The following is a 17077-nucleotide window of genomic DNA, read 5'->3' on the forward strand; positions in this document are numbered from 1 at the left end:
GCTCCAACCCGTCACTCCGCCGACCGGGAGACGCCGCCGCGGGCTTGGATGTCCTTCAGGGCCTTCTGGTTCTCCGCCTCCATGGCGGCCCATTCCTTCTTGGTCTTGCAGACCTTGTTCTTGCCCAACCGCGATCCGGTGATCTTCAGGGTCTTGCAGACTTCCTCATCATCCCCGGCGGCGGCGGGCTGGCCGGAGGGCTGCTGGGCGGGCGTTGGCGGCGCGGTTTCCTGCGCGAGCCCAGGACCCGCGAATACCATTCCCGCCAAGACCAGGGCAACGAACCGAACAGCCATGCTGCACCCCTTCCACGGCATCCCCTGAACATCACGCAACAGGGGTAGTGGAAAGGGGCGCTCCTCGCCATCCCACGAAAGTAAGTGGTCTAACCTTCGCCGGCCGAATTGGCACCACGGCGTCAGAACGCCCGGATCTGCATCTGGATGGGCCCTTCGGCCCGGCCGTGGATGAACTGGTCCACGAAGGCATTGCCCGAGTTATCGATCTCGCTGGTGGGGCCCACCCAGACCAGCTTGCCCTTGTGCAGCATGGCGATGCGGTTGCTGATCTTCCGCGCGCTGGCCATGTCATGGGTGATGGACAGGGCGGTGGCGCCCAGATCCTGCACGCACTTCACGATCAGGTCGTTGATCACGTCCGACATGATGGGGTCCAGGCCCGTCGTCGGCTCGTCGAAGAAGATCACTTCCGGCCGGGTGCAGATGGCCCGGGCCAAGCCCACGCGCTTCTGCATGCCACCGGACAGTTCCGACGGGAACAGGTCCGCCACTTCCGGGGTCAGGCCGACGGCACCCAGGGTGGCGATGGCGCGCTCCTTCGCCTCCCGCCGGCCCACGCCCTGGCCCTGGATCAGGCCGAAGGCCACGTTCTCCCACACCGGCAGGCTGTCGAACAGGGCGGCGCCCTGGAACAGCATGCCGAATTTGCGCATCACCGCCTCACGCTCGCGGCCCGTCACGTGGGTCGTGTCCTCGCCGTCGATCCGGATGGTGCCCTGGTCCGGTTGCAGGATGCCCAGGATGCATTTCAGCAGGACCGACTTGCCCGTGCCCGACCCGCCGATGATCACCACACTCTCGCCGCGCGCCACGTCCAGGTCGATGCCGTCCAGCACCACCTTGGGCCCGAAGGCCTTGCGCACCCCGCGCAGGGAGATTTTCGGCGTCCCGCCGGCGCCGTTGGTCCCGTTCACCGCGCTCATGAGAAGAAGATCCCCGTCAGCAGGTAGTTCAGCACCAGGATCAGGATGCTGGCGCTGACCACCGCGTTGGTGGTGGCCGCACCAACGCCCTGGGCGCCACCCTTGGAATGGTAGCCGTGGTAGCAGCCCATCAGCGCGATGACGAAGCCGAACACCGCCGCCTTGACCAGGCCGGACACCACGTCCATGAACTCCAGGTATTGCCAGGTGTTCCGGACATAGGTCGCCGGGTTGAAGTCCAGCCGGTAGACGCTGACCAGGTACCCGCCGAACACGCCGATGATGTCCGCCACCAGCACCAGGATGGGCAGCATGGTGGTGCCGGCGATCAGCCTTGGCACCACCAGGTACTTGTAGGGGTTGGTGGACAGGGTGGTCAGGGCGTCCACCTGCTCCGTCACCCGCATGGTACCCAGCTCGGCGGCCATGGCGGCGCCGATGCGGCCCGCCACCATCAGCCCGGCCAGCACCGGCCCCAGCTCACGGGTGATGGACAGCACCACCACCGTGGCGATGGCACTTTCCGCGTTGAAGCGGGCGAAGCCGCTGTAGCTCTGCAACGCCAGCACCATGCCGGTGAACACGGCCGTCAGGCCCACCACGGGCAGGCTGTAATAGCCGATGTCCACCATCTGCCGCCCGATCAGGCGCAGGTAGAAGGGCGGGCGCAGGCAGTGGGACAGGGCCATGAAGGTGAACATGGCCAGCCGCCCCGTCGCCTCCATGAACAGCAGGGTGGTCCGGCCGATCGTGCCGAGGAAATTCATCAACCATGCCTCATCCGGCGGGGGACCCACGTACCGCTAGCCAACGCGCGGCCCCCTGTCAATGTTGCGCCGCCGCGGACGGACGCAAGGGGGCAGGCCGGCGAGACCGCTACATCGCGGCGCCCAACGTTCTGGGGGACGGGAACGGTGGGTCACGCGGGGCCCAGATATTCCCTGTGATAGCGCGGCCCCAGCCGGGTCAGCACCTCATACCCGATGGTCCCGGCCTCTGCCGCCACCTGGTCCACCGTGCGGTGGGGGCCGATGACCTCCGCCCAGTCGCCCTCTGCCAGGAAGCGGGCCGGCACGTCGGTCACGTCCACCGTCAGCAGGTCCATGGAGACGCGGGCGATGATCGGGGCCCTGTGCCCGCCGACCATCACCTGCCCCTTGCCCTGGAGCGACCAGGGATACCCGTCGGCATAGCCCATCCCCAGGGCCGCCACCTTGCGCTTGCCGGCCACCCGGTGGGTGGCGTCATAGCCCACGGTCCGCCCGGGCTCCACCATCCGCACCTGGTGGATGCGGGCCAGCAGCCGGATGGTGGGCCGCATGGGGTTGGGCATCCAGGGGGCGGGGTTGGCCCCGTGCAGGGCGATGCCCGGCCGCACCAGGTTGAAATGGTAACCCGCCCCATGGAACACGCCGGCGGAGTTCGCAAGGCTCGCCGGCGCCTTCGGCAGCCGCGCCAGTGCGGCGCGGAAGCGGCCGAGCTGCTCCGCCGTCATGGGGTTCCCGGGATCGTCGGCGCAGGCCAGGTGGCTCATCCAGGCCTGCACCTCCAGCCCTTGCAGCAGGGTCCCCGGGTCGGCGGCCAGCCGGTCCAGCTCTGCCGCCTCCAGCCCCAGCCGGTTCATGCCGGTGTCGATATGGACGAAGCAGGGCAGGGGGCGTCCCAACCGCGCCGCCTCCTCCCGCCAGCGCTGGATGTCGCCCAGGGTGTTCAGGATGGGCGTCAACCGTTCCGCCGCGATCTCCGCCCCGGCCCCCGGCGGCACCCCGTGCAGCACGGCGATGCGGGCATCCCCGGGCAGGGCCGCCCTCAGCCGCACCCCGCCGGCGATGTCCGCCACGAAGAAGGTCCGCGCCCCGGCGGCATACAGGGCCCTGGACGTGGGCACGGCGCCCAGCCCGTACCCGTCCGCCTTCACCACCGCCCCGCACTCCGCGCCCTTGGCCAGGGCCGCCATGGCCCGCCAGTTGTCCGCCACGGCGGCAAGGTCGACGAACAGAACCGCCCCGGCCCGCTGGGCGGCCGGGGTCCGCAGCGCGGCCATCAGGGCCGGGTCCAGGGGGGCTCCGTCATGCCGCGACCGTCACTCCTCGTACCCGCCGCCGGGATGGGTGGTGTCCAGGTCGCCGAAGCGGGTGTAGTTGCCGTCGAAGAACAGCCGCACCGTGCCCACCGGGCCGTGGCGCTGCTTGCCGATGACCACCTCGGCGGTGTTGTGCACCTCGCCCAGCCGCTCCTGCCAGCGCTGGTACCGGTCGTTGTACTTGTCCTCCGACTCGTCGGGCCGGCGGCCCGGCTCGGCGCGCTCCAGGTAATACTGTTCGCGGAACACGAACATGACCACGTCCGCGTCCTGCTCGATGGAGCCCGACTCGCGCAGGTCCGACAGCTGGGGCCGCTTGTCCTCACGCTGCTCCACGGAGCGGGAAAGCTGGGACAGGGCGATGACCGGGACGTGCAATTCCTTGGCGATGGCCTTCAGGCCGCGGGTGATCTCGGAGATTTCCTGGACCCGGTTCTCCGGCCCCCGGCCCGCCCCGCCGCCGCGCAGCAGCTGCAGATAGTCCACCACCACCAGCCCCAGCCCATGGGTGCGCTTCAGCCGGCGGCATCGGGTGCGAACCGCGGTGATGCTCAGGGCCGGCGTGTCGTCCACGAAGAAGGGCACGCGGGACAGGAACTGGCTGGCCTCCACGAACTTGGGGAAGTCGCTGGCCGCGATCTCACCGCGGCGGATCTTGTCGCCCGACACCTCCGCCTGGTCGGCCAGGATACGCAGGGCCAACTGTTCGGCGCTCATTTCCAGGCTGAAGAAGCCGACCGGCGCCCCTTCCTTGCCGCCCGACAGCATGTAGGCCTTGGCGGCGTTGAAGGCGATGTTGGTGGCCAGCGCCGTCTTGCCCATGGACGGGCGGCCGGCAAGGATCAGCAGGTCCGAGGGGTGGAGGCCGCCCAGCTTGCTGTCCAGGTCCCGCAGGCCGGACGTCACGCCGGTGACGTGGCTGGTGCGGCGGAACGCGGCCTCCGCATTGTCGATGGCCAGCTTCAGGGCCCGCTCGAACGGGATGAAGTCGCCCTTCACGTCGCCGAAGCTGGCCAGCTCGAACAGCTTCTTCTCGGCCTCCTCGATCTGGTCGTTGGCCGTCACGTCCAGGTCGTGCTTGTAGGCATGGTTGACCATGTCCTCGCCGACCTCGATCAACTGCCGGCGCAGGTAGGCGTCGTGGATGATCCGCCCGTAATCCTCCACGTTCTGCACGGTCACGATGGCCGCGGCCAGCCGGGCCAGGTACTCGGTCCCGCCGATCTCCGCCAGGTCCTGGTCCTGCTCGAAATAGGCCTTCAGGGTCATGGGGCTCGCGACCTGGCCGCGGTCCACCATCTTCATGATGGCCTGGTAGATCTTCTGGTTGGCCGGGTCGAAGAAGTGCTCCGGGCGCAGGAACTCGCCCACCTTCTCGAAAGCCTTGTTGTTCACCAGGACGGCGCCCAACACCGCCTGCTCCGCCTCCTCGTTGTGGGGCGGGGTGCGATAGGTGGGGATGGTCAGCGCCTTTGACGGCGGGTCGATCAGCTTGGTGTCCATGATGCCAGTGTAACAGGGCGGGGGCAGCGACGGGACATCCGTCCACGCCCCAGCCTAGGTGCAAGCCGTGGACAGGATGTGAACGGTTCTGTGGACAAGTGTGGGGGAGGGTAGCGTTTCAGCGGGAAAGGGCGAGGGGATTTTTCTGCCACGGTCCCGAACAAACGAAAACGGCGCAGCCTTGCGACTGCGCCGTTCCGGTACTCGAACCCGATGGACGGGGAAGGGGAAGCCTCAGGCCTCCGTCTCCTCGTCGCCTTCGGGGGCCTCCTCGGCCTGGTCCTCGTCCTCGTCGTCGGTGCGGGCGACCATGCCGCCGCGCTGGGCCTGCAGGGCGGCCTCCTCGGCGGAACGGGCCACGTTGACCGTCACGGCCACGGCGACCTCGGGGTGCAGCACGACGCGGACCTTGAACAGGCCCAGGGTCTTGATCGGGGTGTCGATCGCCACCTGGCCCTTGCTGATGGTCACGCCGTTGGCGGTCACCGCCTCGGCCACGTCACGGGACACGACGGAGCCGTACAGCACGCCGGTCTCGCCGGCCTGGCGCAGCACGACCACGGTCATGCCGTCCACGCCCTTGGCCACCACCTCGGCCTCCTTGCGGAGCTCCAGGTTGCGGGCCTCAAGCTGGGCCTTCTGGCTGTCGAAGTAAGCCAGGTTCTCCTTGGTCGCGCGCAGGGCCTTCTTGCGGGGCAGCAGGTAATTGCGGGCGTAGCCCGGCTTCACCTTCACCACCTGGCCCATCTGGCCGAGCTTCTCGATCCGCTCCAGCAGAATGACGTCCATGTCTGTTCTCCTGGCCTTACTTCACGATGTACGGCAGCAGGGCGAGGAAGCGGGCGCGCTTGATGGCGCGGGCCAGCTCACGCTGCTTCTTGGCCGACACCGCGGTGATGCGGGACGGGACGATCTTGCCGCGCTCGGAGATGAAGCGGGACAGCAGCTTGATGTCCTTGTAGTCGATCGCCGGCGCGTTCGGGCCGGAGAACGGGCAGGTCTTCCGGCGACGGAAGAACGGGCGACGGCCACCGCCGCCACCACCGCCACCGGAACGGGGGCCGCCGGGGCCACCGGCGCCAGGGGTACGTTCGGCGTTCATGCGCGGTCTCCTTCACCCTCGGACCGGGGCTCCGCGTCGCGGCGGGGACGGTCACCAAACTCACGACGGGGGCCACGGTCGCCGAAGTCACGGCGCGGGCCGCGGTCGCCGAAGCCGCCACGGGGGCCGCGCTCGTTGCGCTCGCCCTTGTTGGCCAGCATGGCGGTCTGGGCCTCGTCGATCTTCTCGACCTTCACGGTCATGAAGCGCAGCACGTCCTCGCTGATGGACATGTTGCGCTCCATCTCGGCCACGGCCGCCGCGGGGGCGTCGATGCCGAGATAGACGTAGTGGCCCTTGCGGTTCTTGTTGATCCGGTAGGCGAGGGTCTTCAGCCCCCACTGCTCGGTCTTCACGACGGAGCCGCCGTTTTCCTTCAGGATGTTGCTGAAGGTCTCGGTCAGCCCCTCCACCTGCGAGGACGCGATGTCCTGGCGGGCGATCAGGATGGTTTCATACAGTGCCATACAACTCCCCATGGCTGTTGCTGGCCCGCCGCCGGAGGTCCCCCATGTCGGGAGCCCGGCCGCACGGGCCTAGCCGGCACCTGGCGAGTGCCGGCGGGGTTTCGGAAGGCGCGCACTATACACAGGGGCGGCCGGGGGGCAAGGGAAAATGCCGGACTGAGCCATGCGCCGCCGTAGGTCGGGGTGAGCGGCAGCAAACCCCGACATCCCACGGCGCCGTCACATGTCGGGGTTCCCGATGGTCACCCCGACCTACCGTCCCCCCTCCAGCTTGAACCGGTAGGACAGGTCGAACCACGTCCCGTCCGGTTTGCCGTCCACGGTGCCGGGCTGGCAGGTCCAGCCGCCGCGGCGGGCCTGGGTCAGGGCGGCGTTGTCCAGGCGGGGCTTGCCGCTGCCCTCCGCGATCTCGGCCACGGTGATCCGGCCGCTCACGTCGCAGAACAGGCGCAGCACCACGCGGCCTTCCTCCTCCAGCCGCACCGACTGGGACGGGTATTCCGGCGCGGTCCAGGTCTTCGGGTCGATCCTGCCGGGCACGATAGCCCGCTTGGCCGGGACCCCCGCCACCGGGGTGGGGCCCGTCACCGTGTCGGCGGGGGCGGTGGCCACCGGACGGTTGGCAGAGGCGGGCGGGGTCTCGATGTTGATGGTCGTCGTCACCGTCGGGATGCGGTTGGTCACCTGGGTCGTCACGGTCTCGGTGACCGGCGGCGGGGGCGGCAGTTCCTTCACCGTCTCCGTCCGGGTCGTCACCTCCATGACCGGCGGCTTCACCGGGGTGAAGGTCAGCAGCGACGGCTGGCTCAGCACATAAAGGGCAAGCCCCAGATGGGCCGCGCCGACGGCGGCGAGGCCGGCAATCCTGGCGGGGCTGTGCGCGGCCCGGCGGTGGTTGAGGGGAACGGCGACCATGCGTACCTCCCTTGACCAGATGGATAGGGGTAACAGCATGACCCATGGACCTTGTCTTTTCTAAGGAAAATTCACAGGGCACCTGTGCCGGCGAACAATCTTTCCCGACTCGCCCAATGGGCGGATGGCTGCCCACCTTCCGTAATCGTCACGGCTTGACTAAGGCGGTACAGCCGTTATCAAGGGCGCGAAATCGGGGCAGTCCCCAAATCAACGCCAATCCACCACGGGCGGGACCAGTCAATGACGCGCGCGTTCGTCTTTCCGGGCCAGGGCAGCCAGGCCGTCGGCATGGGCAAGGACCTTGCCGAGGCATTCCCCATCGCCCGCCAGACCTTCGAGGAGGTGGACGAGGCCCTGGGCCAGAAGCTCTCCACCCTCATGTTCGAGGGCCCGGGCGATGAGCTGACCCTGACCGAGAACGCCCAGCCGGCCCTGATGGCCGTCTCCGTCGCCGTCACCCGCGTGCTGGCGGCGGAGAAGGGGCTGGACCTGAAGGCCCACGCCGCGTTCGTCGCCGGCCACAGCCTGGGCGAATACTCCGCCCTCTGCGCCGCCGGGGGCCTGGGCCTGGCCGACACCGCCCGCCTGCTGCGCCTGCGCGGGCAGAGCATGCAGAAGGCCGTGCCCGTGGGCATGGGCGCCATGGCCGCCATCCTGGGTGCCGACCTGGACGCCGCGGTGGAGATCGCGGCCGCCGCCAGCGCGGATGGTGAGATCTGCACCGCCGCCAACGACAACGCCCCCGGCCAGGTCGTTGTCTCCGGCCACAAGGCGGCCGTGGAGCGGGCCATGAAGATCGCGGCGGAGCGGGGCTTCAAGCGCGCCGTGCTGCTGCCTGTCTCCGCCCCCTTCCACTGCCCCCTGATGCAGCCGGCCGCCGATGCCATGGCCGCCGCCCTGGCCGACGCGAGGATCAGCGCCCCCGTGGTGCCCGTGGTGGCCAACGTGACCGCGTCCGCGGTGACTGACCCCGACACCATCCGCCGCCTGCTGGTGGAGCAGGTGACCGGCACCGTGCGCTGGCGTGAGGGCGTGCTGTTCATGAAGGGACAGGGCGTGACGGAGCTGGTGGAGCTGGGCACCGGCAAGGTGCTGTCCGGCCTCGCCAAGCGCATCGACAAGGAACTGGCCGGCCTGTCCGTCGGCACCGCCGCCGACGTGGCCGCCTTCACCATCGCCTGATCTGACCCAGGGAACGGGAGACACCCCATGTTCGACCTCACCGGCAAGACCGCCCTGGTCACCGGCGCCTCCGGCGGCATCGGCGCCGCCATCGCCAAGGCCCTGCATGCCCGCGGCGCTACCGTCGCCCTGCACGGCACCAAGGTGGCCGCCCTCGAGTCCCTGGCCGCGGAGCTGGGGGAGCGGGCCAAGGTCGTCCCCGCCAACCTGTCCGACCCTGCCGCGGTGGAACAGCTCGCCAAGGATGCGGAGGCAGCACTCGGCCAGGTGGACATCCTGGTCAACAATGCCGGCCTGACCAAGGACACCCTGATCCTGCGCATGAAGGATGAGGACTGGCAGACCGTCCTGGACGTGAACCTGACCGCCGGCTTCCGCCTGTCCCGCGCCCTGGTGAAGGGCATGATGAAGCGCCGCTGGGGCCGCATCATCGGCATCACTTCCGTGGTCGGCGTCACCGGCAACCCGGGCCAGGTGAACTATGCGGCCAGCAAGGCCGGCATGATCGGCTTCTCCAAGGCCCTGGCCCAGGAAGTCGCCAGCCGCAACATCACCGTGAACTGCCTCGCCCCCGGCATGATCCAGACCGCCATGACGGACGTGCTGACCGACGCGCAGAAGGAAGCCATGTCCGGCCGCATCCCGGCCGGCCGCCTGGGCACGCCCGGCGACATCGCCGCCGGCGTCGTGTACCTGGCGAGCGAGGAGGCGGGCTATGTCACCGGCCAGACCCTGCACGTCAATGGCGGCATGGCGATGATCTGACCAGGGGCGCTCAAGCCCTGGGGGAGCGGGTGGGCACCTACCCCGTTCTCGGGTGCTGGTCAGGGGCCGCGGTCTATGGTAAGTGACGGCACTTTTCTGACCGGCACGGGTAAGACCGGGGCAAAACGAACCTCCAAGGGTCCGCCCTCCTCCTCGAACGCCACAGAATCCCAACTGACCACCGGAAGATCCTGAAAGGTCCAAGCAGATGAGCGACATTGCCGAGCGCGTGAAGAAGATCGTCGTCGAGCACCTGGGTGTCGAGGAGGCCAAGGTCACCGAGACCGCCAGCTTCATTGACGATCTGGGCGCCGACTCGCTGGACACCGTCGAGCTGGTCATGGCCTTCGAGGAGGAGTTCGGCATCGAGATCCCGGACGACGCCGCGGAGAAGATCCTGACCGTGAAGGACGCCATCGACTTCATCCAGTCGAAGTCCGCCTGATTTTCCGGCCGGTGGACGGGGCCGGCCCTCGCGGGCCGGCCTCGACATCTTTTGCCAGAAGCCCCACCTGAGGGGCGTGCCAGACAGAAATTGCCACAGGTCCTGCCATGCGCCGCGTCGTCGTCACCGGTCTTGGACTCGTCACCCCCCTCGGGGTCGGCGTCCAGCACAACTGGGATCGCCTGATCGCCGGAACGTCCGGCATCAGCGCCATCTCGCGTTTCGACGTGTCGGACATCCCCTGCAAGGTCGCCGGCCAGGTGCCGCGGGGGACGGAGGTGGAGGGGGGCTTCATCCCCGACGCCTACGTGTCGCCGAAGGACCAGAAGAAAATCGACGACTTCATCCTCTACGCCATCGGCGCGGCGGATGAGGCCATCAAGGACAGCGGCTGGAAGCCCGCCGACGATGAGCAGGCCGAGCGCACCGGCGTGATGATCGGTTCCGGCATCGGCGGCCTGCCGGCCATCTATGACGGGTCGGTGCTGCTGGCGGAGAAGGGGCCCCGGCGCCTGTCGCCCTTCTTCATCCCGTCGGCCCTGATCAACCTCGCCTCCGGCCACGTCTCCATCATCCATGGCTACAAGGGCCCGAACCACTCGGTGGTCACGGCCTGCTCCACCGGCGCCCACGCCCTGGGCGACGCGGCGCGCCTGATCGCGCTGGACGATGCCGACGTGATGGTTGCCGGCGGCACTGAGGCCGCTGTCAGCCGCCTGGGCCTGGCCGGCTTCGCCGCCGCCCGCGCCCTGTCCACCGGCTACAACGACACGCCCGAGAAGGCCAGCCGCCCCTATGACAAGGGCCGCGACGGCTTCGTCATGGGTGAGGGCGCCGGCGTGGTGGTGCTGGAGGAGCTGGAGCACGCCAAGAAGCGCGGCGCCAAGATCTATGCGGAGATCGTGGGCTACGGCATGTCCGGCGACGCCTACCACATCACCGCCCCGGCGGAGGACGGCAATGGCGGCTTCCGCTCCATGCGCATGGCGCTGAAGCGGGCCGGCCTGAACACGGACGAGATCGACTACATCAACGCCCACGGCACCTCCACGCCCGTCGGCGACCTGATCGAGTTGGGCGCCGTGCGCCGCCTGTTCGGCGACGACCTGTCCGGCGCCTCCATGTCTTCCACCAAGTCCGCCATCGGCCACCTGCTGGGTGCCGCGGGATCGGTGGAGGCCATCTACTCCATCCTGTCCATCCGGGACCAGGTGGTCCCGCCCACCCTGAACCTGGAAGACCCGTCCGAAGGGACGGAGGGCGCCGACCTGGTCCCGCTGAAGGCGAAGGAGCGCAAGGTGCGCGCTGCCCTGTCGAACAGTTTCGGCTTCGGCGGTACCAACGCCTCGCTGGTCTTCAAGCAGTTCGCCTGAGGCCGTGGCCGGGGCGACCCCTGACACGCCAAAGCGCCGCCGCTGGCTGATGCCGGCGGCGGCGTTGCTTTTGCTGCTGCTGGCCGCGGCGGGCGGGGCGGCATGGTATGGGTGGCAGCGCTATGTCGGGCCGGGGCCGCTGGCCCAGGACACCACGATCGTCATCGCCCGGGGCACCGGCGTCCAGGCCATCGCCCGGCAGCTTGATTCCACGGGGGTGGTGCGCAGCGAACGTGACGTGCTGGTGGCCCTGAAGCTGCGCGACTCCGTCCGCCGCCTGAAGGCCGGCGAATACGCCATCCCCGCCGGGATCAGCCTGAAGGACGTGCTGGACCTGATCGAGAGCGGCAAGACCGTCATCCGCCGCTTCACCGTCCCGGAAGGCCTGACCAGCGCCCAGATCGTGGAGTTGCTACGGGCCGAGCCGTCCTTCAGCGGCGAGGTCACCGCCATCCCCGCCGACGGCACCCTGCTGCCGGAGACCTACCATTATTCCTGGGGCGACGACCGCGCCGCCCTGCTGGCCCGCATGGCGGCCGACATGCGCAAGGCCCTGGAAAGCCTGTGGCCCGACCGCGCCCCCGACCTGCCGGTGAAGACGGTGGAAGAGGCGGTGACCCTGGCCAGCATTGTGGAGAAGGAAACGGGCATGGCGGCGGAGCGGCCCAAGGTGGCCGGCGTCTTCGTCAACCGCCTGCGGATGGGCATGAAGCTCCAGTCCGACCCCACCACCATCTACGCCCTGACCGGCGGCAAGGGCCCGCTGGAGCGGCCCCTGACCCGGGCCGACTGGAAGCTGGAAAACCCCTACAACACCTATTTCATCGACGGCCTGCCCCCCGGCCCCATCGCCAACCCGGGTCTCGCCTCCCTGAAGGCCACCCTGAACCCGGAATCCCACAAGTACCTGTACTTCGTCGCCGACGGCACCGGCGGCCACGCCTTCGCCGAGACCCTGGACGAGCACAACCGCAACGTCGCGGCCTGGCGGCGGGTGCAGGACGGGCGGCAGTAAGGCAGGGGAGGGGGATCAGACCTCGGTGGGCAACGCGGCCTGCCGGTCGACCCGGCGCAGCAGCTTGACCGCTTTCTGATCGAAGCTCAGGAACAGGGGCGCCCCCATCCGGCTTCCCATGTGCGCGACGGCGCCATCCGCGAAGTCGCCACCGGCGTGAAGCATGGCGAGGCCAGCGTCAACGGCTTCGGTATCCAAGATCGCATTCTCAAAATCGCGCAAGGCAAAGATGGCAACGGCCAGGGCGGACCTTGTGTACCCATAAGTCCGACTTAGAACCCACGCCAGCTCGCACAGAACTGGGGTAGGCACAGCAAATTTCTGAGCGGTCTGCAAACAACGGGTCGCGATCGGGCTTTGCGCAGGATCATCCTGCATGATGGCTCGCACCAGGATATTGGTGTCGACTGTGAAGATCATGGCTCCCCAGCCCAACCCTTTGCGATTGCCTCATTTATCTCCTCAATCGTGGGCGGTGGCCTCTTGATTGGGGGCGGCCCCAGGATGCCGAACAGCTCTTGGATATTCCGTTTCTTCCCGACCGGCTGGTCAGGTAGAGACCGCCGGACGATGGCCCGCCCTTCGGGCAGCACCTCTACCTCGACCACGTCCCCCGGCTTGACGCCCAACTGCTTCAGCACGTCCTCCGGCAGGACCGCTTCGCCCTGGTCGTTGACCTTGATCGTCGTAGACATCTGCCGTTGTCCTCCGTACCCCTCCCACAAATGTAGGATAGTCCGCGGGCGGGCACAACAGGGCCCCATAAAGGCCGGCGACTGCCGGCCCGCGGCTCCATGGCCGCGTAAGCCAAGCCCGCGGATGCGGGCGCGAGCCTGCCCCGGCCCCCGAGCCGGGGGCGTATGAGGGGCCGTTGATCGGTCACGATCAATGGCGGCTTGCCTCAGGCCTTCTTCTCCCAGCCGCCGCGCTCGTTCTGCTGCCAATAGGTCAGGGCGTGGCCGGCGTCCTTGGCGGTTTTCCAGCGGCGGCGGGCGGCGCTGACGGCGTCCGGGTCGTTGCCGTCGAACAGGTCGCAGGCCAGCTCATACTCGGCCATTCGCCCGCTTTCCGCCCCGTCGGTCAGGAACAGCACCTGCGCGCCGTTGGGCCGCTCATCCTCCGGCGTCAGGTACACGGGCTGCCGGTCCGGGTGGTCATCCTTGGCCGTGCCGTGGGGCAGGAAGCCGTCCGGCTTGTAGGTCCAGAGGTGCTGGGCCAGCGCCTCCGCCCGCTCCTCGCTGCCCGTCAGCACCACGGCCTTCCAGCCCCGCTCCAGCGACTTCTCCAGCAGCCCGGGCAGGGTCTGCTCCAGGGTCTTGCGGGTCAGGTGGTAGAAGCGCAGCTCGGCCATGGGGCAGGGGCCTAGCGGTCGGTGAGCAGGGTGAAGTTCGCTTCCTTGGCCAGGGCGGCCAAGTCCTGCAGGGTGGCGCTGTCGGTCACGAGCATCAACAGGCCGGTGGTCCCGGCGGGGATCTGCACGGTCAGCCGGCGGGGGTCTTGGCCTCCGCCACCACCGCCCGGCGCCCGGCCACCACCTCGACCCGGGCGCCGGGGGGCAGGGTGCCCGTGTTGGCGATGGAGCCGGCGATGGCCTTGTTCAGCGTGTTGCTGCGGGTGGCGGACACCACGACCCGCATGTCGCCCTTGCTGTAGGTCCGCTCGGCGGAGACGCCGGAATACATGGCGATCACGCCGCCAGCCAGCCGTACCTCGTCCGCCTTCCAGCCGTCGGGCGGGTCGGGCAGCACGTTGGTCATCTGGCCGTTGGGTTCCCGCTGCGGCGCCTGCTGGGCCTGGGCGGGCAGGGCGACCGTGGCTGCCAGGGGGGAGAACAGCAGGGCCGCGGCGACCAGTCGGGCGAGGGGGCGGGCCATGGGGAACGCTCCGAAACGGGTTTTCCATCAAATGGGCACGGCCCCGGCGGGCAGGAAGGCCTGCCGCCGGGGCCGTGTGTCGGGGCCGGCCTCAGCCCTCGTAGTGGTCGGCCACCAGCCGGTCCAGCAGGCGCACGCCGAAGGCCGTGGCGCCCTTGGGGATGTAGCCGCGGTCGGTCTTGCTCCAGGCCGTGCCGGCGATGTCCAGGTGGGCCCAGGGCACGTTGTTGACGAAGCGCTGCAGGAACTGGGCGCCGATGATGCTGCCGGCGGTCATCGGGCGGCCGATGTTCTTCATGTCGGCCGCGTCGCTGTCGATGTCCTTGTCATAGGCGGGGGCCAGCGGCATGCGCCACAGCATCTCGCCCGCCTTCTTGCCGGAGGCCGCCAGCTTGTCCGCCAACTCGTCATTGTTGCTGAACAGGCCGGCATGCTCGTTGCCCAGGCTGACGATGATGGCGCCGGTCAGCGTGGCCAGGTTGACCATGAACTTCGGCTTGAAGGTGGCCTGCGTGTACCAGAGGGCGTCGGCCAGGACCAGGCGGCCTTCCGCGTCGGTGTTCAGCACCTCGATGGTCTGGCCGGACATGCTGGTGACGATGTCGCCCGGGCGCTGGGCGTTGCCGTCGGGCATGTTCTCCGCCAGGGCCACCACGCCCACGACGTTCGCCTTGGCCTTGCGGCCGGCCAGGGCGGCCATCAGGCCCACGACGGCGCCGGAGCCCGCCATGTCCCACTTCATGTCTTCCATGTTGGCGGCCGGCTTGATGCTGATGCCGCCGGTGTCGAAGGTGATGCCCTTGCCGACGAAGGCCACCGGCGCGTCGCCCTGGGCGCCGCCGTTCCAGCGCATGACCACCAGCCGGGGCGGCCGGGTGCTGCCCTGGCCGACGCCCAGCAGGGCGCCCATGCCCAGCTTCCGCATCTTCTTCTCGTCCAGCACCTCCACCTCGACGCCCAGGTCGCGCAGCTCCAGGCAGCGGTCGGCCAGGCTCTCCGGATAGATCACGTTGCCCGGCTCGGACACCAGGTCGCGGGCCAGGAACACGCCGTCGGCCAGGGCCTCGTGGCGGGGCCACAGCTTCTTGGCGGCACCGGCGTCGGCGGTCAGGACGGTGACCTTCTTCAGGGAGGGCTTCTTGTCCTCCGGCGTCTTGGTCTTGTACTTGTCGAAGCGATAGCTGCGCGACAGGGCACCAAAGGCGATCTCCACCGCCAACTCCGCGCCCGCCAGGGCCGCACCCTCATGGGCGTCGGCGGCGATGGCCACCTCCGTCTCGCCGCTGGCCAGCAGGCCGGCGATGGCGGCGGAACCGGTGTTGTTGGCGGTCAGGGCGGTGCCGTCGGCCGGCTTGCCGATGCCCACCAGCAGGATGCGCGGCGACTCCACGCCCGTGGGGGCCAGCACGCTCAGCACCTCGTCCGCCTTGCCGGAGAAGCGGCCCGACTCCATGGCGCGGGTCAGCAGGCCGCCGGTGCGCTGGTCCAAATCCTGCCCGAAGCCACCCAGCTTGCGGTCCGCCGCCACGGTCACGGCGATCACGCCCGCCTTCGGCAGGGCGAGGGGCGAGAAGGAGATCTTCATTCTTGTCTTCCTGGCTGGTGCTGCTGGTGGCCCCGGGGGTGCCGCGCGGGGGGATGCCCTGCGGCCCCGGGTGTTGTCTTGGTGCTTGGGAGTCGATAAAGAACAGCCACCAAACCATGTCAAGCCGTGCCCGCACGTCACTGCCCCTTTCGGCGCCGGACCGGCGGGGCGCGCGTGCCATCTTGCCGCCCCGATCCGGCCTTAGACCCGGGGGCATGCCCCCGGAGGACGCCGACCGGCGGCCCGCGACCCCATGGTCGCGAAGCCAAGCCGCCGGATGGCGGCGCCCGGCGTCTGAGGGGGCCTTTGGACGTTCACGGCCAAAGGCCGGTCGTGTAAACGACAAGGTATGCTTGCCTGCCGCGTGCAAGTCCGCACGGGCCCGACGGAACAGCGGGGACCATGAACCAGATCGGCCGCTACCTGCTGCGCAACCTGACGGTGGCGACCCTGTTCGTCACCGTGGGCTTGGCCGCGGCCATCTGGCTGACCCAGTCCCTGCGGCTGGTGCAGCTGGTGGTGGAGGGCGGGGCGCCCTTCGCCATGTTCCTGAAGATGGCGGTGCTGACCTTCCCCACCTTCCTGTCGCTGGTGCTGCCCATCGCGCTGCTGTCGGCGGTGCTGTTCACCTACAACAAGCTGACCATGGACAGCGAGCTGGTGGTGATGCGGGCCGCCGGGCTCGGCCCCATGGCGCTGGCCCGTCCGGCGCTGCTGCTGGGCCTGGGCGTGGCCCTGGTCTGCTACGCCCTGACCGTCAGCATCGGCCCCGCCGCCCAGCGGGAGCTGGTGCGCATGCGGGAGGAGGTGCGGAGCGAGTATTCTGCCGTCCTGCTGCGGGAGGGCACCTTCAACGATGTGGGCGAGGGGCTCACCGTCTATATCCGGGAGCGGGGCCGCAACGGGGAGCTGCGCGGCCTGCTGATCCACGACATCCGCAGCCCGGAGGCGCAGACCACCATCGTGGCCGAGTACGGCATGCTGATGGATGTGGGCGACAACCCGCGGGTGGTCGTCTCCAACGGCACCCAGATGAAGTTCTACGAACCCACCGGCAAGTTGGAGTGGCTGGAGTTCGGCCGCTACACCGTGGACCTCCAGGTCCTGCGCAAGCAGCTCGGCACCCGTTGGCCCGACCCGCGGGAACGCCCCATCGGGGAGCTGTTCCGCATCTCCAACGACCCGCTGGACCAGGAATTCAAGTCCCGCCTGCGGGCGGAGCTGCATTCCCGCCTGTCCACGCCGCTGCTGGCCCTGGCCTTCACCGTCATCGCCATGTGCGCCCTGCTGCCGGGTGAGTTCAGCCGGCGGGGCCGCGCCTCCCGCATCGCCGGGGCCGCCGTGGCCGCGCTGGTGCTGCAGAGCGCCGTGCTGGGCGTGGCCAACCTGGTGGGCAAGAACCCGACCCTCACGCCGCTGCTCTACGCCACCTGCATCCTGCCGACGGTGCTGGGCCTCTGGTACATGAAGAACTGGCGCATCGTGCGGCGCGCCCTGTCCCGGCGGCTCGCCCCGCCGGCGCCCGCGGCGGCGGAGTGACCCC

The 17077-nt window shown here is 69.1% G+C and carries 20 protein-coding genes; 6 read left to right on the forward strand and 14 right to left on the reverse strand.

Annotated features, from left to right (window positions below):
• Nucleotides 1–11 precede the first annotated feature (11 nt).
• The 9 genes from HHL28_RS04240 to HHL28_RS04280 all read right to left on the reverse strand — a co-directional run bounded on the left by HHL28_RS04240 (nt 12) and on the right by HHL28_RS04280 (nt 7292).
• Entirely contained in the window at nt 12–296 is a 285-nt protein-coding gene (locus HHL28_RS04240; RefSeq protein WP_075770026.1) for a hypothetical protein, read from the reverse strand.
• A gap of 122 nt (nt 297–418) precedes the next feature.
• Nucleotides 419–1222, reverse strand: coding sequence for an ABC transporter ATP-binding protein (locus HHL28_RS04245; protein WP_075770027.1), 804 nt, complete (start codon nt 1220–1222; stop codon nt 419–421).
• Entirely contained in the window at nt 1219–1989 is a 771-nt protein-coding gene (locus tag HHL28_RS04250; RefSeq protein WP_075770028.1) for an MlaE family ABC transporter permease, read from the reverse strand. The genes HHL28_RS04245 and HHL28_RS04250 overlap by 4 nt, the downstream gene beginning before the upstream one ends.
• Before the next feature lie 152 nt (nt 1990–2141).
• Nucleotides 2142–3266, reverse strand: a complete 1125-nt coding sequence (gene alr / locus HHL28_RS04255) for an alanine racemase (protein WP_075770131.1) — start codon at nt 3264–3266, stop codon at nt 2142–2144.
• A gap of 39 nt (nt 3267–3305) precedes the next feature.
• Complete coding sequence (locus HHL28_RS04260) at nt 3306–4808, reverse strand: replicative DNA helicase (protein WP_075770029.1); 1503 nt, start codon at nt 4806–4808, stop codon at nt 3306–3308.
• Between the two features lie 234 nt (nt 4809–5042).
• The gene (gene rplI, locus HHL28_RS04265; protein WP_075770030.1) at nt 5043–5597 is read right to left on the reverse strand and encodes a 50S ribosomal protein L9; all 555 of its coding nucleotides are present in this window, start codon (nt 5595–5597) and stop codon (nt 5043–5045) included.
• Nucleotides 5598–5613: 16 nt separating this feature from the next.
• Nucleotides 5614–5910, reverse strand: coding sequence for a 30S ribosomal protein S18 (gene rpsR / locus HHL28_RS04270; protein ID WP_075770031.1), 297 nt, complete (start codon nt 5908–5910; stop codon nt 5614–5616).
• Nucleotides 5907–6377 (reverse strand): 30S ribosomal protein S6, encoded by a 471-nt coding sequence (gene rpsF / locus HHL28_RS04275; RefSeq protein WP_075770032.1) that lies wholly within the window; start codon nt 6375–6377, stop codon nt 5907–5909. Before rpsF ends, rpsR begins: the two co-directional genes overlap by 4 nt.
• Nucleotides 6378–6629: 252 nt before the next feature.
• Nucleotides 6630–7292 carry an energy transducer TonB gene (locus HHL28_RS04280; protein WP_075770033.1) on the reverse strand — a complete coding sequence of 221 codons (663 nt, stop codon included), beginning with the start codon at nt 7290–7292 and terminating at the stop codon, nt 6630–6632.
• 243 nt (nt 7293–7535) lie between these two features.
• Here HHL28_RS04280 and fabD point away from each other — a divergent pair, with 243 nt between their 5' ends.
• The 5 genes from fabD to mltG all read left to right on the forward strand — a co-directional run bounded on the left by fabD (nt 7536) and on the right by mltG (nt 12075).
• Entirely contained in the window at nt 7536–8477 is a 942-nt protein-coding gene (gene fabD, locus HHL28_RS04285) for an ACP S-malonyltransferase (protein WP_075770034.1), read from the forward strand.
• Between the two features lie 27 nt (nt 8478–8504).
• Nucleotides 8505–9242, forward strand: a complete 738-nt coding sequence (gene fabG / locus HHL28_RS04290; protein WP_075770035.1) for a 3-oxoacyl-[acyl-carrier-protein] reductase — start codon at nt 8505–8507, stop codon at nt 9240–9242.
• Nucleotides 9243–9450: 208 nt separating this feature from the next.
• Complete coding sequence (locus tag HHL28_RS04295; protein ID WP_075770036.1) at nt 9451–9687, forward strand: acyl carrier protein; 237 nt, start codon at nt 9451–9453, stop codon at nt 9685–9687.
• A 107-nt stretch (nt 9688–9794) separates the two neighbouring features.
• Nucleotides 9795–11060, forward strand: coding sequence for a beta-ketoacyl-ACP synthase II (fabF, locus tag HHL28_RS04300; protein WP_075770037.1), 1266 nt, complete (start codon nt 9795–9797; stop codon nt 11058–11060).
• Between the two features lie 4 nt (nt 11061–11064).
• The gene (gene mltG / locus HHL28_RS04305; RefSeq protein ID WP_404326482.1) at nt 11065–12075 is read left to right on the forward strand and encodes an endolytic transglycosylase MltG; all 1011 of its coding nucleotides are present in this window, start codon (nt 11065–11067) and stop codon (nt 12073–12075) included.
• A 15-nt stretch (nt 12076–12090) separates the two neighbouring features.
• Here mltG and HHL28_RS04310 read toward each other — a convergent pair whose 3' ends face one another.
• The 5 genes from HHL28_RS04310 to HHL28_RS04330 all read right to left on the reverse strand — a co-directional run bounded on the left by HHL28_RS04310 (nt 12091) and on the right by HHL28_RS04330 (nt 15534).
• Nucleotides 12091–12495 carry a type II toxin-antitoxin system VapC family toxin gene (locus HHL28_RS04310; RefSeq protein ID WP_075770039.1) on the reverse strand — a complete coding sequence of 135 codons (405 nt, stop codon included), beginning with the start codon at nt 12493–12495 and terminating at the stop codon, nt 12091–12093.
• Complete coding sequence (locus tag HHL28_RS04315; protein ID WP_075770040.1) at nt 12492–12770, reverse strand: AbrB/MazE/SpoVT family DNA-binding domain-containing protein; 279 nt, start codon at nt 12768–12770, stop codon at nt 12492–12494. The genes HHL28_RS04310 and HHL28_RS04315 overlap by 4 nt, the downstream gene beginning before the upstream one ends.
• 206 nt (nt 12771–12976) lie before the next feature.
• Entirely contained in the window at nt 12977–13426 is a 450-nt protein-coding gene (locus HHL28_RS04320; protein WP_075770041.1) for a DNA polymerase III subunit chi, read from the reverse strand.
• Between the two features lie 130 nt (nt 13427–13556).
• On the reverse strand, nt 13557–13949 hold the full coding sequence (locus HHL28_RS04325; protein ID WP_169654766.1) for a hypothetical protein: 393 nt from the start codon (nt 13947–13949) through the stop codon (nt 13557–13559).
• A gap of 91 nt (nt 13950–14040) precedes the next feature.
• Complete coding sequence (locus tag HHL28_RS04330) at nt 14041–15534, reverse strand: leucyl aminopeptidase (RefSeq protein ID WP_075770043.1); 1494 nt, start codon at nt 15532–15534, stop codon at nt 14041–14043.
• 402 nt (nt 15535–15936) lie between these two features.
• On the opposite strand from HHL28_RS04330, the gene lptF reads away from it, so the two are divergent.
• Nucleotides 15937–17073: an LPS export ABC transporter permease LptF gene (lptF, locus tag HHL28_RS04335; RefSeq protein ID WP_075770044.1), complete on the forward strand. Its 1137-nt coding sequence runs from the start codon at nt 15937–15939 to the stop codon at nt 17071–17073.
• Nucleotides 17074–17077 lie beyond the last annotated feature (4 nt).

The organism is Aerophototrophica crusticola (assembly GCF_012913305.1).
GTDB lineage: Bacteria > Pseudomonadota > Alphaproteobacteria > Azospirillales > Azospirillaceae > Niveispirillum > Niveispirillum crusticola.

What these genes read in the sequence shown, in the direction of transcription:
- fabG (WP_075770035.1), top strand. Translation starts at nt 8,505, where the DNA reads ATGTTCGACCTCACCGGCAAGACCGCCCTGGTCACCGGCGCCTCCGGC.
- HHL28_RS04325 (WP_169654766.1), bottom strand. Translation starts at nt 13,949, where the DNA reads ATGGCCCGCCCCCTCGCCCGACTGGTCGCCGCGGCCCTGCTGTTCTCC.
- HHL28_RS04245 (WP_075770027.1), bottom strand. Translation starts at nt 1,222, where the DNA reads ATGAGCGCGGTGAACGGGACCAACGGCGCCGGCGGGACGCCGAAAATC.
- lptF (WP_075770044.1), top strand. Translation starts at nt 15,937, where the DNA reads ATGAACCAGATCGGCCGCTACCTGCTGCGCAACCTGACGGTGGCGACC.
- HHL28_RS04295 (WP_075770036.1), top strand. Translation starts at nt 9,451, where the DNA reads ATGAGCGACATTGCCGAGCGCGTGAAGAAGATCGTCGTCGAGCACCTG.
- rplI (WP_075770030.1), bottom strand. Translation starts at nt 5,597, where the DNA reads ATGGACGTCATTCTGCTGGAGCGGATCGAGAAGCTCGGCCAGATGGGC.
- HHL28_RS04260 (WP_075770029.1), bottom strand. Translation starts at nt 4,808, where the DNA reads ATGGACACCAAGCTGATCGACCCGCCGTCAAAGGCGCTGACCATCCCC.
- rpsF (WP_075770032.1), bottom strand. Translation starts at nt 6,377, where the DNA reads ATGGCACTGTATGAAACCATCCTGATCGCCCGCCAGGACATCGCGTCC.
- HHL28_RS04330 (WP_075770043.1), bottom strand. Translation starts at nt 15,534, where the DNA reads ATGAAGATCTCCTTCTCGCCCCTCGCCCTGCCGAAGGCGGGCGTGATC.
- HHL28_RS04250 (WP_075770028.1), bottom strand. Translation starts at nt 1,989, where the DNA reads ATGAATTTCCTCGGCACGATCGGCCGGACCACCCTGCTGTTCATGGAG.
- HHL28_RS04310 (WP_075770039.1), bottom strand. Translation starts at nt 12,495, where the DNA reads ATGATCTTCACAGTCGACACCAATATCCTGGTGCGAGCCATCATGCAG.
- alr (WP_075770131.1), bottom strand. Translation starts at nt 3,266, where the DNA reads ATGGCCGCGCTGCGGACCCCGGCCGCCCAGCGGGCCGGGGCGGTTCTG.
- fabF (WP_075770037.1), top strand. Translation starts at nt 9,795, where the DNA reads ATGCGCCGCGTCGTCGTCACCGGTCTTGGACTCGTCACCCCCCTCGGG.
- HHL28_RS04315 (WP_075770040.1), bottom strand. Translation starts at nt 12,770, where the DNA reads ATGTCTACGACGATCAAGGTCAACGACCAGGGCGAAGCGGTCCTGCCG.
- HHL28_RS04280 (WP_075770033.1), bottom strand. Translation starts at nt 7,292, where the DNA reads ATGGTCGCCGTTCCCCTCAACCACCGCCGGGCCGCGCACAGCCCCGCC.
- rpsR (WP_075770031.1), bottom strand. Translation starts at nt 5,910, where the DNA reads ATGAACGCCGAACGTACCCCTGGCGCCGGTGGCCCCGGCGGCCCCCGT.
- HHL28_RS04240 (WP_075770026.1), bottom strand. Translation starts at nt 296, where the DNA reads ATGGCTGTTCGGTTCGTTGCCCTGGTCTTGGCGGGAATGGTATTCGCG.
- fabD (WP_075770034.1), top strand. Translation starts at nt 7,536, where the DNA reads ATGACGCGCGCGTTCGTCTTTCCGGGCCAGGGCAGCCAGGCCGTCGGC.
- HHL28_RS04320 (WP_075770041.1), bottom strand. Translation starts at nt 13,426, where the DNA reads ATGGCCGAGCTGCGCTTCTACCACCTGACCCGCAAGACCCTGGAGCAG.